The sequence below is a fragment of the Candidatus Zixiibacteriota bacterium genome (assembly GCA_035574315.1).
GTDB lineage: Bacteria > Desulfobacterota > Binatia > UBA9968 > UBA9968 > DATLYW01.
The window spans coordinates 112,514-128,571 of the sequence record DATLYW010000047.1 but is presented as its reverse complement, the minus strand read 5'-3'; the positions used below and the strand labels follow the sequence as shown (position 1 = coordinate 128,571).

Genomic DNA, 16,058 nt, shown 5'->3' with positions numbered 1-16,058 from the left:
TAGGAATCGGTTTACGTCCGGGACGGCCATCGGGAATATTTTCCTCGGGAAAATGCTCCCGGATCCTCGCCCAATGTTCATCGCTGAGTCTCAACATGCGCCGATGATACACGAGTTTCTAATTTTGAGATAGGTTCTAGGTATCCGGGCGTGAATTTCGGCAGGACGATCAGCCCCAGCGCGGTCACGGAAACAAAAATCCAGAACCACACTCCGAAGCTGGTGAACAGCAATCCGAGAGCGATGACCGTTCCAAGATCGTCGACGAAACAGGCGGCCAGGATCAGCTTGCCGATCGGAGTTTCGTTCAGCCCGGTTTCCACCATCACCGCGTAGACCACGGCAACCGACGTGGTGGACATCGCGAGCCCGGCGATTTGCGCTGCTCTCAGATCCCAGCCCAGCAGGAACTGCGCGGCGGCCCAGGACACGGCGAACGGAGCAGAAAAACCCATGATTCCCAGGACCAGGCTCTCTTTCCAGAATTTCTTCAACGTTCGGCTTTCGAGTTCCGCCCCGGCGAGAAAGGTGAGAACGATCGCCCCGAAGCTGGCGAGAAAATTAACCCACTCGGAAGTGCGCGGATGAAAGGTGTTTCCTGCCAGAATACCGACGACGAGCTCGACCAAAGCGACCGAGATCCCGATTCTAATGGAGATGAGGCTGGATGCCAGAGCCAGGGCCACCCAGGTTGATGCGTCCCACCATATATGCTCCACGATAATTCTACTCCTCCGTTCGGACAGGCGTCACGGGGCGTTTCTGCAGGGGGAACGCCGTTGCCGAGGCTCAACGAGCCGTGAAACCACGCGAGCCGTTAAAGAAAAGACCCCTACCCAAGGGATGCCTGAGTAGGGGTCATCAGCCTGATCTCGGCGGTTATAGGGCGAACCCCATCGCCTCCGTAATTTATGGATAGATGGCATGGTTTTCCGGCGATTACAACTCAGCCCGTGCCCCCGGGCAGAGGAGAAGGATCGACAAAGGCGACGAATTTTACTAGGATCAATCATGCAAGCGAGGTGACAATGGCTACACCCGAGTTCGTTTATCAGGACCCGTTTCCGCTGGAGAAGGACCCCACCGAATATCGGCTGCTGACCCGGGACTATCTCTCGATCGGTACGTTCGAGGGAGTCGAGATCCTCAAGGTGGCGCCGGAGGCGCTGACGCTGCTCGCGAACGAGGCGTTCCGCGACGTTTCCTTCCTGCTGCGGACCGCCCATCTCGAAAAGGTTGCCGCGATCCTCGACGATCCCGAGGCCTCGGACAACGACCGTTACGTCGCCCTCACGATGCTGCGCAATGCGGAGACCGCGTCCAAAGGCATCCTGCCGTTCTGCCAGGACACCGGAACGGCGACCATTTTCGCCAAGAAGGGACAGCAGGTCTGGACCGGCGTGAGAGACGAGGAATACCTGGCCAAAGGAGTCTACAAGACCTACACGGAGGAGAACCTGCGCTATTCGCAGACCGCTCCCCTGGACATGTACACGGAGGTCGACACCGGAACGAACCTTCCGGCGCAGATCGATCTCATGGCGGCGCCGGGAATGGAGTACTCGTTTCTCTTCGTCGCCAAGGGAGGCGGCTCGGCGAACAAAACCTCGCTCTACCAGGAGACCAAGGCTCTGCTCAATCCGGGGAGCCTGGAAAAATTCCTGACGGAAAAGATGAAGACGCTCGGGACTGCCGGTTGCCCGCCGTACCATCTGGCGTTCGTGATCGGCGGGACTTCGGCCGAGGCCTGCCTGAAGACCGTGAAGCTCGCCACGACCGGCTATCTCGATCATCTGCCGACCAGCGGCAACCCGCACGGCCGGGCCTTTCGCGACCCGGAGCTGGAAGCGCGGCTGCTCGAAGCGGCCTACAAGTCGGGCTACGGCGCGCAGTTCGGAGGCAAGTATTTTGCGCTGGATGTCCGGGTGATCCGCCTTCCGCGCCACGGCGCTTCGTGTCCGGTAGGGATGGGGGTTTCATGCTCGGCCGACCGCAACATCAAGGCGAGGATCGATCGCAACGGCATCTGGCTCGAGGCGCTGGAACGGGATCCGGGAAGGCTGATTCCGGAGAAATACCGCGGCAAGGTCGCTACCAACGCGGTCAAGGTGGACCTGAATCGCCCGATGAAGGAGATCCTGGCGCAGCTCAGCAAGTATCCGGTGACGACGCAGCTGTCGCTGACCGGTACGATGATCGTGGCTCGCGACATCGCCCACGCGAAGCTCAAGGAGCGCCTCGACCGCGGCGAAGGACTGCCGCAGTACTTCAAGGACCACCCGGTCTATTACGCGGGGCCGGCCAAGACGCCGCCGGGAATGCCTTCGGGCTCCTTCGGTCCGACCACCGCGGGACGGATGGATTCCTACGTCGATCTGTTCCAGTCGCACGGGGGATCGATGATCATGATCGCCAAGGGAAACCGGAGTCCGCAGGTGGCCGAAGCGTGCAAGAAGCACGGCGGTTTTTACCTCGGGTCGATCGGAGGGCCGGCGGCGCTTCTGGCCAAGGAGAACATCAAGAAGGTCGAGCTGCTGGAATATCCCGAGCTGGGGATGGAGGCGATCTGGAAGATCGAGGTCGAGGACTTCCCCGCCTTCATTCTTATCGACGACAAGGGAAACGACTTCTTCAGGCAGATCCTCGGGTAGGCGCCACGCGCGAGTCGCTTCGCGACGGCTGCTCGCTGCGCTGCCGTTCAAGCCGTGGCCGCGGAGCGCGCAAGTCCCGGGACGCTGCACGCCGGAGGCGGTACTGCTCGTCGTCCACTGCTGACCGCCGATCGACCCTGAAGCCCGGGACCAGTCTCGATGCTACACGAACGATTCCAGCTCGAAGCGGTTTTGATCGACGAAGCGGCCTTCCAGCCGCACGAAGTCTCCCGGGCGCAGGCGGTTGAATCTCTCCCGGGCCGCGCGGGGAGCGTTGAACGGCAGCGACACGAAGACCAGTCGGTCTCTGCGGTCCCGCAGCTCGAATGATCCGCGGCGCTGATCGACGTATTCGACCGTCCCCTCGAGACGGTCGAATCGTCCCGCCCGGCCGCCGCCGCGTTCCTGGACGCTTTCGCGAACCATGATGGAGTCGGCATACAGCCGGCCCTGACGGTCCGTCGCGGTCCGCACCGCGACGTAGTCGCCGGGCTCGAGATTGGACACGGCATATTCACGCTGGCGGTAGACCACGCGAGTCTGGCCGTCATAGCGTACCCTGCGCGGTCGTCCGTCGTCGGCAAGAATCTCGATCTCTCTCGCGCGCGAATCGATGTGCGCGATCTCGCCCGCGATTTCGTCCTGCGAACCGCCGTAGCTGCCGGGGCCACCGACATGGCCCAGCTCGTGGCAGCCCCCGAGAGCCAGAAGACCGAGCATCAGCGAGCCAAGTAACGATACGGCGCGTTTCACTGCCGTTTCCCCCTTTTTCCCCGGCACCCGGGCATGAATGCCCGGATCGCCGGCCCCGAGTCGTCGGCTTTTTCGACGTTTCGGCGGAGGCGATGTTAGCGAAACGATGCGGCGACGGGACAGGAAGCCCGGGCTTTGCGAGCGATCGCCTCAGATGCGGTAGAGGCGGGCGGCATTTTCTCCCATCAGCTTTGCCTTGGTCTCCGCCGGAAGATCCGTGCGCTCCATCACCTCTTTGACCGCGCCGGGGAACTTCGAGTCGCTGTGATTGTAGTCGCTGGCGAAGACGAGCCTTTCGGCACCGACGAAATCGGCGACGTACGGCAGCGTCTTCTCCTCGATTTCGAAGGCGTAAAACATCTGCTCGCTTCGCATGTACTCGCTCGGCGGCCTCGTGAGCCACGGAACCGTCGGGCGCAGGTATTCGAAATGCTCGTCGAGTCGCTCCATCCAGTACGGCACCCAGCCGGCCCCCGCTTCCATGAAAGCGACCCTGAGCCGCGGAAACCGCTCGAGGACTCCGCCGACGACCACGCAGAGGACCGCGATCATCTGCTCGAAGGGATGAGCCATGGCGTGCGTGAAGAACGGGTGATCGAAGCGCTCGGTTCCGGCCGGCACGCCGTCTCCCGCGCCGACGTGAATGCAGACCGGGACGCCGAGACGCTCGGCTTCGGCGAAAAAGGGATGGAGGTCCGGATCGTCGAGGTTTTTCCTCGATGCGGAGGTCGGCGGCACGGCGGCAGCGACGAAGCCCAGCTCCGTCACCGCGCGGCGCAGCTCCCTGACCGCCTCCGTCGGGTCCTGTATCGCCGTGAGCGCCACGCCCTTCAGCCGTCTCGGGTCGGCTTTGCAGTAGCCCGCCAGCCAGTCGTTGTAGACGCGCGCCACGGCACAGGCGAGGTCCTTGTCCTCGACGAAGGGGAGGCTGAGAAACGGCGACGTCCCGAAAAGGACCGCCGCGTCGATTCCCTCGAGGTCCATGTCGCGCAGCCGTGCAACGGGGTCGACCATTCCGCGGGTCGGAGCGGGAAGGCGGCTGCGCGGCGCGCCGACGAAGCCGCACCCCTTGCCCGTCGGCTTCGGCACGAGCTTGCCTTCGATCATGGTGAAGGCGACGCCGCGGTTGTCCTCGACCGCCTTCGGCGCGCGCGAGCGGTAGGGCTCGTCGAGCAGATCCGTCCAGGGAATGTTCCGCTCCAGGACATGGCCGTCGGCGTCGATGACGCGCATCGCGGCTTCACCTCACCTCGCCCGGAAAGAGCGTCGCGCCGCAGGTGCCGTTGACCTCTTGAATCAGGGCGTTGTCGCCGCCGACGTTCGCGTGAATGATCGCGGCGCCCCCCTGATACACGTCGATCGTGCCCGAGGTCAGCGCCTGAGCCGAGGCGGTGGCGCTGGGCTGCGAAAGGTCGACCTTGACGCCGCGCCTGGAGAAATAGCCGGCCTCCTGGGCCACGAGCAGCGGCAGATAGAGCGGCCCGTAAGCGGCGATCGCGACCCGGAGGCGGCTCTTCTCCGGCCCGGGATCCGCTGCCTGCGCCGCGCGCAACGGCAGCGGCGGCGCCGAAGCCGCGAACATCGCGACGACCAAAGCTGCGAGAAACCGGCCGGGCATCGTTCCCCCGGCGTGCTTATTTCGCCGCCAGAATGGCGGCGAGCCTGGAGACCATGGCGGGGCTCAGGCTGAACAGGTCGGCGACGATCCTGCCGACCTCTTCGCCGCCGAGGGGATTGACCTCGAGCCGCGCCTTTTTCGCCTCGGCGAGAAAATCGGGATCCTTGAGCGTGTCGGCGAACGCCTTGCGCAAAATCTGCACCCGGTCCCTGGGCGTGCCGGGAGTGGTGACGTAAACGCGCGTGATCGCGCTCGGAGCGATCGCGCCGTGCCGGATGATCTCCCTCGCTTCGTCTGTCTTCGCGAGCTCCAGCGCGCTCGGCACGCTGGAAAGCTCGGGAATCTTCTTCTCCGTCACCTGGAGGACGACATTGACGTCGCCGGCCTGGAGCGCTTTCGTCCACGTGACCTTGATCGACTCATAGGCCCAGCAGGCGCCCTGAAGCTCGCCGCCGTCCGCGGCCAGCCGTATGTCGGCGGTGCCTTTGTAACCCTCGACGAGCTGAACGGGCAGATTCAGCGTCGCCTTGATCGTCCGCACGACGTCGCTGGTGCTGTTGCCCGGTCCGAGCCCGCCCATCTTGATCGGCGCCCTGGCGGCCAGCCACTGATCCACCCGGGTGATACCGCTCTCCCGGCGCAGCGCGCACGCCACGTTGTCCTGGACCGGGACGCCGATCCACTCGAACTTGCGCACGTCGAAGTCGAATGCCTTCGGGTTCAACACCTGGCTGAGGATCAGGTAGCCGTTGAAGATCCCGAAGGTCAGGCCGTCGGGCTTCGCCGCACCGTGAATGTATTTGGCCGCGATGCGGGTTGCGGCTCCGGTCATGTTTTCCACGACGAAGGTGGGGTTGCCGGGAATGTGTTTTCCCATGTAACGCGTCACCGCCCGGGTATAGACGTCGAAGCCGCCGCCGGCCGTGCCGCCGACGATGGCGCGAATCGTCTTGCCCTTGTAGAAGTCGTCGCCGAAAAGGGGGGTGGAGAGCGAAAGGCTCAGAAACACCGCCACCACCGCCGTGAGTCTGCGCTTCATGGGCTTCACCTCCGAACCGCTCCATACTGGAAGTGCGCCCTTCTTGTCAATTGCGATCAGGGGCCTCGCCGGGTCGCCGCCGGGAGGCTCACCAGAATCACCGATCCGATGATCAGCGCCCCGGCCAGCAGCGTGCGCGCGCCCAGGGGCTCGGCGGCGAGAAAGTGGCCGAGCAGAACCGCGACCAGCGGGTTCACGTAGGCGTAGGTGGCGACCAGCGGCGTGGGCGCAACGCGCAACAGCCACACGTAAGCGACGAAAGCGCTCGATCCGACGACCGTGAGGTAGAGCAGGGCCCATGCGGAGCGCGCGGACACGGACGCGGCGTCGAAGCTGTTCCATTCGCCGAGCGCCATCGACAGCAGGGCCAGGGCCACGCCCCCCGTCAGCATTTCCATCGCGGTTCCGAGCAGGGGCGAGGCGGGCAGCTCGGCGTTCCTGCCATAGAGCGAGCCGGCCGCCCAGAGCAGCGACGCGAGCACGAGAACGGTCGATCCCGCCGCGCTCGCGTCCGAGGCCGGACTCTCCGGCGCGCCGACGAGCAATGCGACACCGCCGAAGCCCAAGAGGACGCCTGCGGCGGCGACCGCCCGCGGCCACCTGCCCCGCGGCCGGAAGGCGTCCAGCAGGACGAGCCACAGCGGCACGGTCGAGACCACGAGGGCCGCGAGGCCGGACTCCACGAATTGTTCCGCCCAGACAACGCCTCCGTTGCCGCCGACGAGAAGAAAGAGGCCGATGATGCCGGCGTTGACCCACTCGCGGGCTCGCGGCGCGGGATCGCCGCGCAGACGTCGCCACGCGTACAGCGCTCCGCCGGACACAAGAAAGCGCGCAGCCGCCATCAAGAAAGGAGGCGCGGTCTCGACCGCGAAACGGATCGCGAGGTAGGTCGAGCCCCAGATCAGGTAGACTGAAATCAGGGCTGCCCAGATAGCGGGCAGCGGGGCGCCGTACCGCGTCGAGCGCGAGGCGGAGCGCGGCACCTACAAGGCACCTTCCAGTCGGAGAAGCCAGCGTTTGGCGGCGAGGCCCGCACCGCCGCTGTAGCCGCACAGCGAGCCGTTGCTGCCGAGAACCCGGTGGCAGGGGATGACGATCGGCACCGGGTTGCGCGCGAGCGCCTGGCCCACGGGTCTGCTCGCTCGCGGCTTTCCCAGCGCGCGCGCAACCTCCTGGTAGGTCCGCACCTCGCCCGGGGCGATCCGGCATGTGACCTCCAGAACCCGCCTCTGAAAAGACGTCAGCTCCGTCAGGTCGACGGCGACGTCGAAGCGCGTGCGCCGGCCCCGGAAATAATCGCGCAGTTGCGCCAGGATCGGCGCGACCGCGCGCGGATCGTTCTTTACCCGGGCGCGCGAACCGAGTCGGGCCAGAAACGACGGCTTCGGCCTTCCGAACTCGAGTGCCCAGAGGCCGCGCGGGGTCACGGCAGCGAAAAGCGGCCCCAGCGGAGAGCGCATTTCGCCCCACAGGATCGGCGGAGCTTCCCGCGAAAACCATTGCTCGATGCGGTCGCGCGAACGGGAAAGAGCCTCGCGGGGCGGGGTCCGCAGCACCGAACGCAGGGCTTCCCCGACGGCACGATCTCTGTCGTAGCTTCGCTTCTCCATGCTCATTTCTCCAAAGCCGAGCGCAGGCTGCGGATCGCCCGGGAGACGTTGGCGCGTGCGTTTTGTTCCGTGCAGCCGAGTATTCGGGCAATTTGCCGGTAATCGAGTTCCTGGAGGTAACGCAGCGTAAGACAGGCTTTCTGCTTCACCGGCAGCCGTTCGACCAGCCGCCGCAGGCTTTTCCGGCCCTCGTTCTCGTCTTCCGTCCAGCCGGCCGTTTCGGCTTCCTCGAACGGCGCGTAGCGGTCACGTCGCTTTTTTCTCTGCCTGAGCCTCGTGCAGGCGCAGTTGGTCGCGATCTTGTAAAGCCAGGCCCGGTGATTGCTGGAGGGACGCAGCTTCGGATAGGCCCGGTAGGCCCGCAGAAACACCTCCTGGGCCAGGTCCTCGGCGTCCGCCGCTCGATCTTCCCGGCCGTCGACGCCGAGCAGCCGCCAGAGATAGCCGAGAATCTCGTCGTGGTAGCGCTCGATCAGGAGCTCGAAAGGGGCAGCCATGGGTTCGACATAACGTATAACTACAAAACCGCCCGTTTGTGAACCACGTAAAAAAGCAGTTTCCGGTTCGCGCTATCCGGTCAGTCCGCTGTCAGCAGCAAGCGGTGAGCAGAAAATGCAATCGTGCTAGGCTCTTGCGCCTTTGCCGGGAAAAGACAGGTTCGAGGTTCGAAGCGTGGACCGGGGACGAAGACCGGCGCGAACGGAAATTGCGGATTGCGGAAAAATTCGGTTTCGGGTTCCTGGTTCTTGCCGCCGCGAAGCGGACGGCTTGAACGGAGCGAAGCGATTGAACGGCTTGAACGTTTTGAACGGGAGCGAAGCGACTAACAGCGGCTAGCCTCGCTTCCCTCCTTCTATGACAAGGAATTGTCCCGCGAACCGGACCCGGTGACGTCTTCTCAGGAACAGGTACTGCTCGTACAGCCTCAATCGTCGTTGAGCGAGGGAACAGGTGTCGTCGAAAGCTTTCCTGGCTCGCCGTTCGAGCCTTCGTATCTCGAGGTAGTCAGCCATTGCAGAGTTGAGGGTCTTCTTCATGCTGTCCCGGAAGAGCAAAGAGCGTGCAATCTGGAAAGCTCGATTTTTCAGCAACCTGGCCGGGGTATCCGGGCCGGCCGATGACGTGTTTCGGCACTCAACCGCTCCGAGTGCCCCGGCACGTCACTCTGGATGGTCAAAACTCAATGTTTTCCGCCAGTTGGCCTGGCAGGGCGCTTGCAATTCTCCAGATCGGGCAATTCCCTGAGAGGTAAGGGGAGATGATCTTCGAAGTGATTTACCGCAACAAGGCAGCCGGCGACAAAAAGAAGCGGAGCCTTTTTCTGGAAAAGAGCTCGCTTCCGGAACGCGCCGAAGTCATCGACCTTCTTACCCGTGCGACCGAAGGGAATTTCGAGGAACAAAGCATCGAAGTTCAGGAGTGCAGCCCGATCGACATACGCGTGCTGCGCAACCTGGAGATTCCCGTCCATCGACTGAACGCGGCCGGCCAGCAAGCGCATGGGTGAAACTTTTCGGGTTCCGGCCGGCCGTATCGGAAGGCGAAAAGCACGCCGGTCAGCCCGGCTTCTGGTTGTCTAGGCCGCTATCCGGGCTTTTCGCCTGGGCTTCGCCGACGAACGCCTTCAGGCCGCTCGCCAGCTCCCGCAGCCGGCGATTGACTTCGCCGTTGAAGGTGCCCTCCTCGTCCGGCATGCCGGCGCGTACGCCGCTGAGCAGCTCGATCCCCTCGTCGATGGTGCGGACCGGGTAGATGTGAAATCGGCCCTGCTCCACGGCCTCGATGACGTCCGCGCGCAAGAGCAGGTTGCGGCAGTTGGCCTCGGGGATCATCACTCCTTGCCTGCCGGTGAGGCCCATGACCCGGCAGACGTCGAAAAAACCCTCGATTTTTTCGTTCACGCCGCCGATCGCCTGCACCTGGCCCCACTGATTGACCGAGCCCGTCACGGCGATGTCCTGGCGCAGCGGGATATTGGCGAGGCGCGACAGGAGCGCGTAAAGCTCGGTCGACGAAGCGCTGTCCCCCTCGACACCCGCGTAGGATTGCTCGAAGCAGATGCTCGCGGAAATGGTGAGCGGCTTGTCCTGGCCGTAGCGGTTGCGCAGGTACCCTGCGAGAATCAGCACTCCCTTGTCGTGGATGCTGCCGCTCAGCCGGGACTCGCGCTCGATGTTGATCAGCCCGCTCTGTCCCATGGCGACGCTGGCCGTCACGCGCGACGGGCGGCCGAAAGCGTATCCGCCCAGCTCGAGAACCGACAACCCGTTGACCTGTCCGACCTTCTTGCCATCGATGTCGATCAGGATCGTGCCTTTGGCGATCAGCTCCCGGATCTCTTCTTCGATGCGATTCGAGCGGAAGACCCGGTTTTCGAGCGCCCGCTGGACGTGGCGCGCGGCCACGAGGCGCGCGCCTTCCTGCCGTGCCCAAAAGGCGGCTTCGCGCACGACGTCGGCGATCTCGGCGTAAACCGCCGAAATCTTCTCGCGGTCTTCCGCCCGGCGCGCGCCGAACTCGATCATCCTCTCCACGGCGCCGCGGTCGAAGTGCGGCAGCTTCTCTTCGCGGCAGATCTTGGCCACCCAGCGCGGGTAGGTTTGGAGGTGGGTTTCTTCGAGCTCCATGGTGCCGCGGAAATCGGCCCGGAGCTTGAAGGTCTCCCGGAACTCTTCGTCATAGGTGTACAGGAGGTAATACAGGAACGAGCTGCCGACGGCGATGACCTTGGTATCGATGCTCACCGGCTCCGGTTTCAGGCCGGAAGTCGAGAACAGCGCGAACGGCTCGTACGTTTCGATCTCGATGCGCCCGCTCTTGAGGGTGCGCTTGAGGACTTTCCAGACGGCCGGTTCCGTGATGGCGTCGTCGAGGCTGAAGATCAGGTAGCCGCCGTGGGCGCGGAGCAGCGAACCGGAGCGGATGCGGGTGAAATTGGTGACGAGGCGCCCGAAGCGGTCGACCACGCGCTCGATGGTCCCGAACAGGTTGAGATACGTGGGCGAGGTCTCGACGAGAACCGGAGCTCCCCGGGTTTCGGCGTTGTCCACGACTACGTTGACCTCGTACTCGAGAAACGGATCGCGCTCGCGCGGCGGCGCGGCGAACGGCATGAACGGCACCGGCCGCTCGGCTTCCTTGAAATCGTCCAGGTGATCGAGGATGTGGCTTTTGACCTCCTTGAGATACGTCGCGACCTCCTCGTTGGCCATCGCCGCTTCGATCTCCCGCAACAGCGGCTCCAGGAGGTTCTCGCAGAAACGCCGCTCCACGAGCCGGATGTCGGCTTCCAGCTCGCGTATCACCTCCTGTTGCCGGCGCCCGAAGCGCTCCATTTCCGCGGCAAGCTCCTGCTGCCGGCGCCCGATCTCTTCCTGCTCGGCGGGGCTCAGCCGGGCGAATTCCTCCGGACTCTCCATCGGCTTGCCGCCGATGATCGGGATGAAAAAGATCTGGCCGCCGGGTCCCGCCTGGACGACGAAGCCTTTCTCGCGGGCGAGCCGCTCGAACGCCGCATTGATCTCCTGCGCCCGGCGGTTGTACTTCTCCCTGAGCTGCGCTTTTTCCTTGTCGAACGCCTCCTGCCGGAAGGCCTTGGGCAGCTCCTCCCTGAGCGTCCGCACGAGCTCGTGCATTTTCCGTTTGAGGGCCGATCCCTGGCCGGCGCGGAGGTAGATCGCCCGGGGGGCGTCGGCGTGCTTGAAATTGTGGACGTACACCCAGTCGCCGGGCGTCTCGCGCTGCGCCGACCTCTCGGCGATCCATTCCTGAAGCGCCCGCAGGTTCTCCACGCCCGTGAGCCCCGAGACGAAGACGTTGTATCCCCGCCCCGAGAGGCCGAGCCCGAGCTCGAGGGCCGCCAGCGCGCGGTTCTGGCCGGCGAAATCCTCGAGCGACACGACGTCCTCGGTCGTCGAGAACGACTCGTCGAGCTTCACGCGGAAACGCAACTGCTCCGGGGTGAGCTCGCGCGGCGGCTCCGCATTTCGAAGGCCGGCGGAATCCGCGGGGTCCGGGCCCGCCTCAACCATGGTTGCGTCCTCCACCGCTTTTCTTCACCTTGGGCAGCGTCACCCGCAGAACGCCTTCCTTGAATTCGGCCTCGATCGCGTCCTTGTCGACGGAATCCGGAAGCGTCATCCGGCGCATGAACGCGCCGGAGTAGCGCTCCTGAAAATGGAACTTGTAGCCGCTCTGGGTTCGCTCGGAAGAGCGCTCGCCGCGCAATATGAGATCCCTGCCCTCCAGCTCCACCTTCACGTCTTCCTTCTTGACTCCGGGCAGATCGACCTCGAGAACGTACGCGTCCGGGGTTTCCGAAAGATCGATCGACGGGCTCCATACCGGCACCGGCCGGCTGAATCCCCATGGCCGGTGAATGATCTCGTCGAACAGCCGGTCGACTGCGTCCGAGAGCCGCTGGAAATCCGCCGGAACGGACAGCCATTTTCTTTCATCTGCCATGGACGGTAGCCCTCCGACATAAAATCAACGTCATATCCCGTCGCCTGTCAACAGCTCATGATCATCGCGGGCCCCGGAGGGAGTTATGTTGGTCAGCTCGTAACGCAGACACCGTATCCCGGTGGCTCGCAGGCCCCTCTCCCCGAGAGCGGGTTGCCCCCGGCTCTCGGCCTGCTTTCGGCGGACTCTCCACCTGCCAATAAGCCCCTTGGCAACCGGGAGTCCCCTTGACTGTTCGCCCGGCGGGATTAAATTTGCACCGGATTTCGTGGCAAAGGAGGTGAAGATCATGAGAGCGTTGGTCCCGCGTGGCCTGTTCGACGAGCTCACCAGCTGGCACAGGGATATCGACGAGCTCTTCGACCGTTTCTTTTCCTCCTTCGGGAGCGATTTCCTGTCCCCTAGCCGGACCTGGTGCCCCGCGACGGACGCCTGCGTGAAGGACGGGCGGTACATCATCCGGATGGACCTGCCCGGCGTAGATCCCAAGGACCTTGATCTCTCGGTGGTCGAGGGGACGCTCACGGTGAAGGGCGAGCGCAAGCTGGCCCAGGAGATGGAGGGCGCCGTCTACGACTACAGGGAGATCGGCTACGGGCGATTCGAGCGGAGCCTGCCGCTGCCGAAGGGCGTCGATGCCGAGAAGATCACTGCGCGCTACGAGCACGGCGTCCTGGAAATCTCGATGCCGGCGGCCGAGCTCGCCGGGAGGAAGATCCCGATCGAGGTCGGAGCTAGCGAGGTCAAGCAGCTGAAGGCGGCTTGATTTCGCCTGCGTACCAGCCCGGACTCGAGCAGAAAGAACCTCCGGAACGGGGGTTCTTTTTTTTAAAAACCGCCGTTGCCGCGCCGCGCGTCACTCGTCTTTACCGAAATCCAGCAAACCCTGGAACTCGAGCCCCTCGATCTCCTGGAGCGTCTTGCCCGCGATCCCCTGCAGGTCTCCGTACATGCCGACCGTGGCCTGCATGACCCGGTCGATCTGCTCCTCGCGCTTGGACCACTGCCTGGTGATGGCTTTTTTCTCGCGATCCAGATCCTCGCGCATCGAGGAGAACGCCTCGACGATCGCCTGAATTCGCTGGCGGAACCGCGGCCCGGTGAGATACCGGTAGACCATCTCCATCTTGGTCTGCTGCCCTTCGGAGGCCTGGCGCGCGCAGGCGATCTCGATCAGCGTCTGCCGGAGCGTGAGAGCGACCGGGAGGGCGACCTTGGGATGAGCGACCCAGACCTGGTCCACAAAACCGAACATCTCGACGTCCTTCGGAAGGGCCTGGCTGACGATCACGGCGATCTCCGCCTTGGCGGCCCTCTGGTCCTCCCGTAGCTTCGGCAGCCAGGAGTCGCTCCAGTTCTTCGTCCGTTTCGACTCCCACAAGATCGTCCCGCAGGGCTGGCCGGCCGGACCGACCACGCGCTGCAGGACGTCGCCGCCGAATTCGCCTTTGGGCACGGGCTGGACGAGGTCGCGGGGAAATTTCGCGGCGAGCATCTCTTCGAGCTCCAGCTCCAGAACCTCGCCTTGAAGCTGCTGCGAGCCCTGCTCGGCCTTGCGCTTGAGGTCCTCGATCTGTCTTTGCATGGAGGCGATCGTCTGCTCCTTTTCCATCACCTTCAGGCGCAGCTCCTCCTCGGCTTCCCTGCGCGCCTTGTCGCGGGCGGCTGACAGATGCTCCTGGACCCTCTTCTCGATCGTCAACTCCATCTCCCGGCGCTGGTCGTCCAGCTCGCGCTGCCTGCGCAGCGCCTCGGCCTGCGCCTGTTGCGCCTCCAGGAGCTTGGCGTCGCGTTCCTTCAGAAGCTCGTGGAGCTCGACGACCTCGCGGCTTTTACTCTCCAGGTCCTGCGACAGGGCGAGCCGCGCCTTCTTCTGCTCCTCCGCGGCGATCCTGGCGCGCTCCTGCTCCAGGCGCGCGGCCACCTGCTCGTCCAGCGCTGCCCGCGTCTTCTCGAGCGCCGCCTCGCGCTCCTTCAGCGCCTTTTCCCGGCGCGCCATCTCGCTGTCCTTCTGCACGAGGCGCTGCTCGTAGTCACGCCGCACCGATTCCAGCAGCGGGGCGGCCAGCGATTCGGTAAGCTTGATTTCGGACTTGCACCGGGGACAAACGACGGTCGGTTCTGTCATCGAAGCGCTCCGTGAAAGCGGAAAGAAAAAAACGACGGAGTTCGGATCGAGACGGATTCTAGACGAAACAGCCGCTCCTGCCAACAGGGCGGGCGAAGGATTTCGCCACCGAACGCGACGCTATCCCGCCCTTTGCAGCGCCGGAACGGCGGCGGGAAGGAAATAGGAGGCGGGGATCCTGAAGCCGTGTCTTTCGAGTCGCTTCATGAACGTGGGCATCACGCCGGTCGCATGAAAGTCGCCGATCACCTTTCCCGTCTCGTCGACATCGGTCTGCTCGAACGTGAAGATGGTCTGGGTGGTGACGGCGTTTCCTTCCATGCCCGTGACCTCGGCGAGCTCCACCAGCTTGCGGGTGCCGTCGCTCAGGCGCGCGAGCTGGATGACCACGTCGAGCGCCGAGGCGATCTGCTCGCGCAGCGCCCGTTCGGGAAGGGCCAAGCCCGCCATGAGCATCATGGTCTCCAGGCGCGAGAGCGCGTCTCGGGCGCTGTTCGCGTGGATCGTGCTGATCGAGCCGTCGTGACCGGTGTTCATGGCCTGCATCATGTCCAGCGCCTCGCCGCCGCGAACCTCGCCGACGACGATCCGGTCGGGGCGCATCCGGAGCGCGTTGCGTACGAGGTCGCGCTGCGTCACCATCCCGGTTCCCTCGATGTTGGGAGGGCGGGTTTCCAGCCGCACGACGTGGCGTTGCTGTAGCTTGAGCTCCGCCGAGTCCTCGATCGTGATGATCCGCTCCTTGGAGGAGATGAAGTTGGAGAGGCAGTTGAGCAGCGTGGTTTTTCCCGACCCGGTGCCGCCGGAGATGAGAATGTTCAAACGCGATTTGACGCACGCTTCGAGGATCTCGGCGACCCGCTGCGGGATCGACTGCAGGCGGATAAGATCGTTCATCGTCAAGCGCTCCGCGCCGAAGCGGCGGATGGAGAGGATGGGGCCGTCGAGCGCCAGCGGAGGAATGACGGCGTTCACGCGCGAGCCATCCGGCAGTCGGGCGTCGACCATCGGGGAGTGCTCGTCCACCCGCCGTCCGACCCGGGTGACGATGCGCTCGATGATCTGCATGAGATGGGCGTCATCCCGGAACCGGACCGACGTCTCCTCGAGCCTTCCGTGGCGCTCGATGTAGACGCTGGCATGCGTGTTGACCAGAATGTCGGTGATCTCGGGGTCCTGCATCAGGCTTTCGAGCGGTCCCAGGCCGAAGACCTCGTTTTCCACGTCGACAATCAGCCGCTCGCGGTCCGCGTAGTTCAGGGCGACCGCCTCGGACATGACCAGGTCTTCGAGCACGCGGCGGACCTCGCTTTCCACGCGGGGGCTGTTGATCGCGGAGAGCTTCGACAGATCCAGGCGATCCAGCAGCTTTCGATGGATCCGGACCTTGAGCTCGTCGTAGGTTTGCTTGTCCGAGATCGGCCGTCCCCAGGATTGCTCCTGCTCGCGGGCCGTTCGATACCCGTTCACAGCCTCACCTCTTCCGGCCGGACCAGCGACAGGTCCAGCTTTCGGCTACAGAAAACGCAACCGTTGTGCCAAACCGCTCGAGGGTGCCCCGCGGAGACGAAAGGTCCGGATGGCTTTTTTTTCCGGCGCGTCGAAGCCGAAATGCGAAAAAACGCCGGGAAAATTCCGAGCCTTCGGAAACAGATCGCGGCCGAGACCTCCGAGGCCGGCTGCTTCGTGCGGTTCAAATATTCAAGTAGGTTCAAATCGTTCAAGCCGTTCAATCGCTTCGCTCCGTTCAAGCCGTGCAGGTTCCGGCCCTCTTTCGATCGATGCCTGTCTG

General features: G+C 64.1%; 15 protein-coding genes and 1 riboswitch. Of the genes, 3 read left to right on the top strand and 12 right to left on the bottom strand.

Translation table 11 applies throughout. The features are described 5' to 3' along the window. Positions 1 to 77: 77 nt before the first annotated feature. Positions 78 to 686 carry a cation:proton antiporter gene (locus VNN77_16320; GenBank protein HXG52965.1) on the bottom strand — a complete coding sequence of 203 codons (609 nt, stop codon included), beginning with the start codon at positions 684 to 686 and terminating at the stop codon, positions 78 to 80. Positions 687 to 845: 159 nt separating this feature from the next. Further along, positions 846 to 910: riboswitch (Fluoride riboswitch) on the bottom strand. Between the two features lie 118 nt (positions 911 to 1,028). Between VNN77_16320 and VNN77_16315 the strand changes: the two genes are divergently transcribed. Next, positions 1,029 to 2,651, top strand: a complete 1,623-nt coding sequence (locus VNN77_16315) for a fumarate hydratase (GenBank protein ID HXG52964.1) — start codon at positions 1,029 to 1,031, stop codon at positions 2,649 to 2,651. Between the two features lie 162 nt (positions 2,652 to 2,813). On the opposite strand, the gene VNN77_16310 is transcribed toward VNN77_16315, so the two are convergent. The 7 genes from VNN77_16310 to VNN77_16280 all read right to left on the bottom strand — a co-directional run bounded on the left by VNN77_16310 (position 2,814) and on the right by VNN77_16280 (position 8,171). Further along, a complete protein-coding gene (locus VNN77_16310) occupies positions 2,814 to 3,404 on the bottom strand; it encodes a hypothetical protein (GenBank protein HXG52963.1) in 591 nt (196 codons plus the stop codon). Positions 3,405 to 3,554: 150 nt separating this feature from the next. Then, positions 3,555 to 4,637, bottom strand: a complete 1,083-nt coding sequence (locus VNN77_16305; protein ID HXG52962.1) for an amidohydrolase family protein — start codon at positions 4,635 to 4,637, stop codon at positions 3,555 to 3,557. Positions 4,638 to 4,644: 7 nt separating this feature from the next. Further along, positions 4,645 to 5,022: an ABC transporter substrate-binding protein gene (locus VNN77_16300; protein ID HXG52961.1), complete on the bottom strand. Its 378-nt coding sequence runs from the start codon at positions 5,020 to 5,022 to the stop codon at positions 4,645 to 4,647. 16 nt (positions 5,023 to 5,038) lie between these two features. Further along, positions 5,039 to 6,061: a tripartite tricarboxylate transporter substrate-binding protein gene (locus VNN77_16295; protein ID HXG52960.1), complete on the bottom strand. Its 1,023-nt coding sequence runs from the start codon at positions 6,059 to 6,061 to the stop codon at positions 5,039 to 5,041. Positions 6,062 to 6,117: 56 nt separating this feature from the next. Beyond that, positions 6,118 to 7,047, bottom strand: coding sequence for an EamA family transporter (locus VNN77_16290; GenBank protein ID HXG52959.1), 930 nt, complete (start codon positions 7,045 to 7,047; stop codon positions 6,118 to 6,120). Beyond that, positions 7,048 to 7,674, bottom strand: a complete 627-nt coding sequence (locus VNN77_16285) for a methylated-DNA--[protein]-cysteine S-methyltransferase (GenBank protein ID HXG52958.1) — start codon at positions 7,672 to 7,674, stop codon at positions 7,048 to 7,050. Positions 7,675 to 7,676: 2 nt separating this feature from the next. Further along, a complete protein-coding gene (locus tag VNN77_16280) occupies positions 7,677 to 8,171 on the bottom strand; it encodes an RNA polymerase sigma factor (protein ID HXG52957.1) in 495 nt (164 codons plus the stop codon). A 761-nt stretch (positions 8,172 to 8,932) separates the two neighbouring features. Here VNN77_16280 and VNN77_16275 point away from each other — a divergent pair. Beyond that, the gene (locus VNN77_16275) at positions 8,933 to 9,181 is read left to right on the top strand and encodes a hypothetical protein (GenBank protein ID HXG52956.1); all 249 of its coding nucleotides are present in this window, start codon (positions 8,933 to 8,935) and stop codon (positions 9,179 to 9,181) included. Positions 9,182 to 9,230: 49 nt separating this feature from the next. Here VNN77_16275 and VNN77_16270 read toward each other — a convergent pair whose 3' ends face one another. Continuing rightward, positions 9,231 to 11,705, bottom strand: coding sequence for an ATP-binding protein (locus tag VNN77_16270; protein ID HXG52955.1), 2,475 nt, complete (start codon positions 11,703 to 11,705; stop codon positions 9,231 to 9,233). Beyond that, complete coding sequence (locus VNN77_16265; protein HXG52954.1) at positions 11,698 to 12,138, bottom strand: Hsp20/alpha crystallin family protein; 441 nt, start codon at positions 12,136 to 12,138, stop codon at positions 11,698 to 11,700. Before VNN77_16265 ends, VNN77_16270 begins: the two co-directional genes overlap by 8 nt. A gap of 289 nt (positions 12,139 to 12,427) precedes the next feature. Between VNN77_16265 and VNN77_16260 the strand changes: the two genes are divergently transcribed. Continuing rightward, entirely contained in the window at positions 12,428 to 12,904 is a 477-nt protein-coding gene (locus VNN77_16260) for an Hsp20/alpha crystallin family protein (GenBank protein HXG52953.1), read from the top strand. A 90-nt stretch (positions 12,905 to 12,994) separates the two neighbouring features. Here VNN77_16260 and VNN77_16255 read toward each other — a convergent pair whose 3' ends face one another. Further along, positions 12,995 to 14,266, bottom strand: coding sequence for a DUF2130 domain-containing protein (locus tag VNN77_16255; protein HXG52952.1), 1,272 nt, complete (start codon positions 14,264 to 14,266; stop codon positions 12,995 to 12,997). A gap of 120 nt (positions 14,267 to 14,386) precedes the next feature. Continuing rightward, positions 14,387 to 15,736 (bottom strand): CpaF family protein, encoded by a 1,350-nt coding sequence (locus VNN77_16250; protein ID HXG52951.1) that lies wholly within the window; start codon positions 15,734 to 15,736, stop codon positions 14,387 to 14,389. Between the last annotated feature and the right edge of the window lie 322 nt (positions 15,737 to 16,058).

Bases quoted from the DNA above. Each gene is read 5' to 3' on its own strand.
- VNN77_16315 (HXG52964.1), top strand. From the start codon at position 1,029: ATGGCTACACCCGAGTTCGTTTATCAGGACCCGTTTCCGCTGGAGAAG.
- VNN77_16305 (HXG52962.1), bottom strand. From the start codon at position 4,637: ATGCGCGTCATCGACGCCGACGGCCATGTCCTGGAGCGGAACATTCCC.
- VNN77_16300 (HXG52961.1), bottom strand. From the start codon at position 5,022: ATGCCCGGCCGGTTTCTCGCAGCTTTGGTCGTCGCGATGTTCGCGGCT.
- VNN77_16295 (HXG52960.1), bottom strand. From the start codon at position 6,061: ATGAAGCGCAGACTCACGGCGGTGGTGGCGGTGTTTCTGAGCCTTTCG.
- VNN77_16285 (HXG52958.1), bottom strand. From the start codon at position 7,674: ATGGAGAAGCGAAGCTACGACAGAGATCGTGCCGTCGGGGAAGCCCTG.
- VNN77_16280 (HXG52957.1), bottom strand. From the start codon at position 8,171: ATGGCTGCCCCTTTCGAGCTCCTGATCGAGCGCTACCACGACGAGATT.
- VNN77_16275 (HXG52956.1), top strand. From the start codon at position 8,933: ATGATCTTCGAAGTGATTTACCGCAACAAGGCAGCCGGCGACAAAAAG.
- VNN77_16270 (HXG52955.1), bottom strand. From the start codon at position 11,705: ATGGTTGAGGCGGGCCCGGACCCCGCGGATTCCGCCGGCCTTCGAAAT.
- VNN77_16265 (HXG52954.1), bottom strand. From the start codon at position 12,138: ATGGCAGATGAAAGAAAATGGCTGTCCGTTCCGGCGGATTTCCAGCGG.
- VNN77_16260 (HXG52953.1), top strand. From the start codon at position 12,428: ATGAGAGCGTTGGTCCCGCGTGGCCTGTTCGACGAGCTCACCAGCTGG.
- VNN77_16255 (HXG52952.1), bottom strand. From the start codon at position 14,266: ATGACAGAACCGACCGTCGTTTGTCCCCGGTGCAAGTCCGAAATCAAG.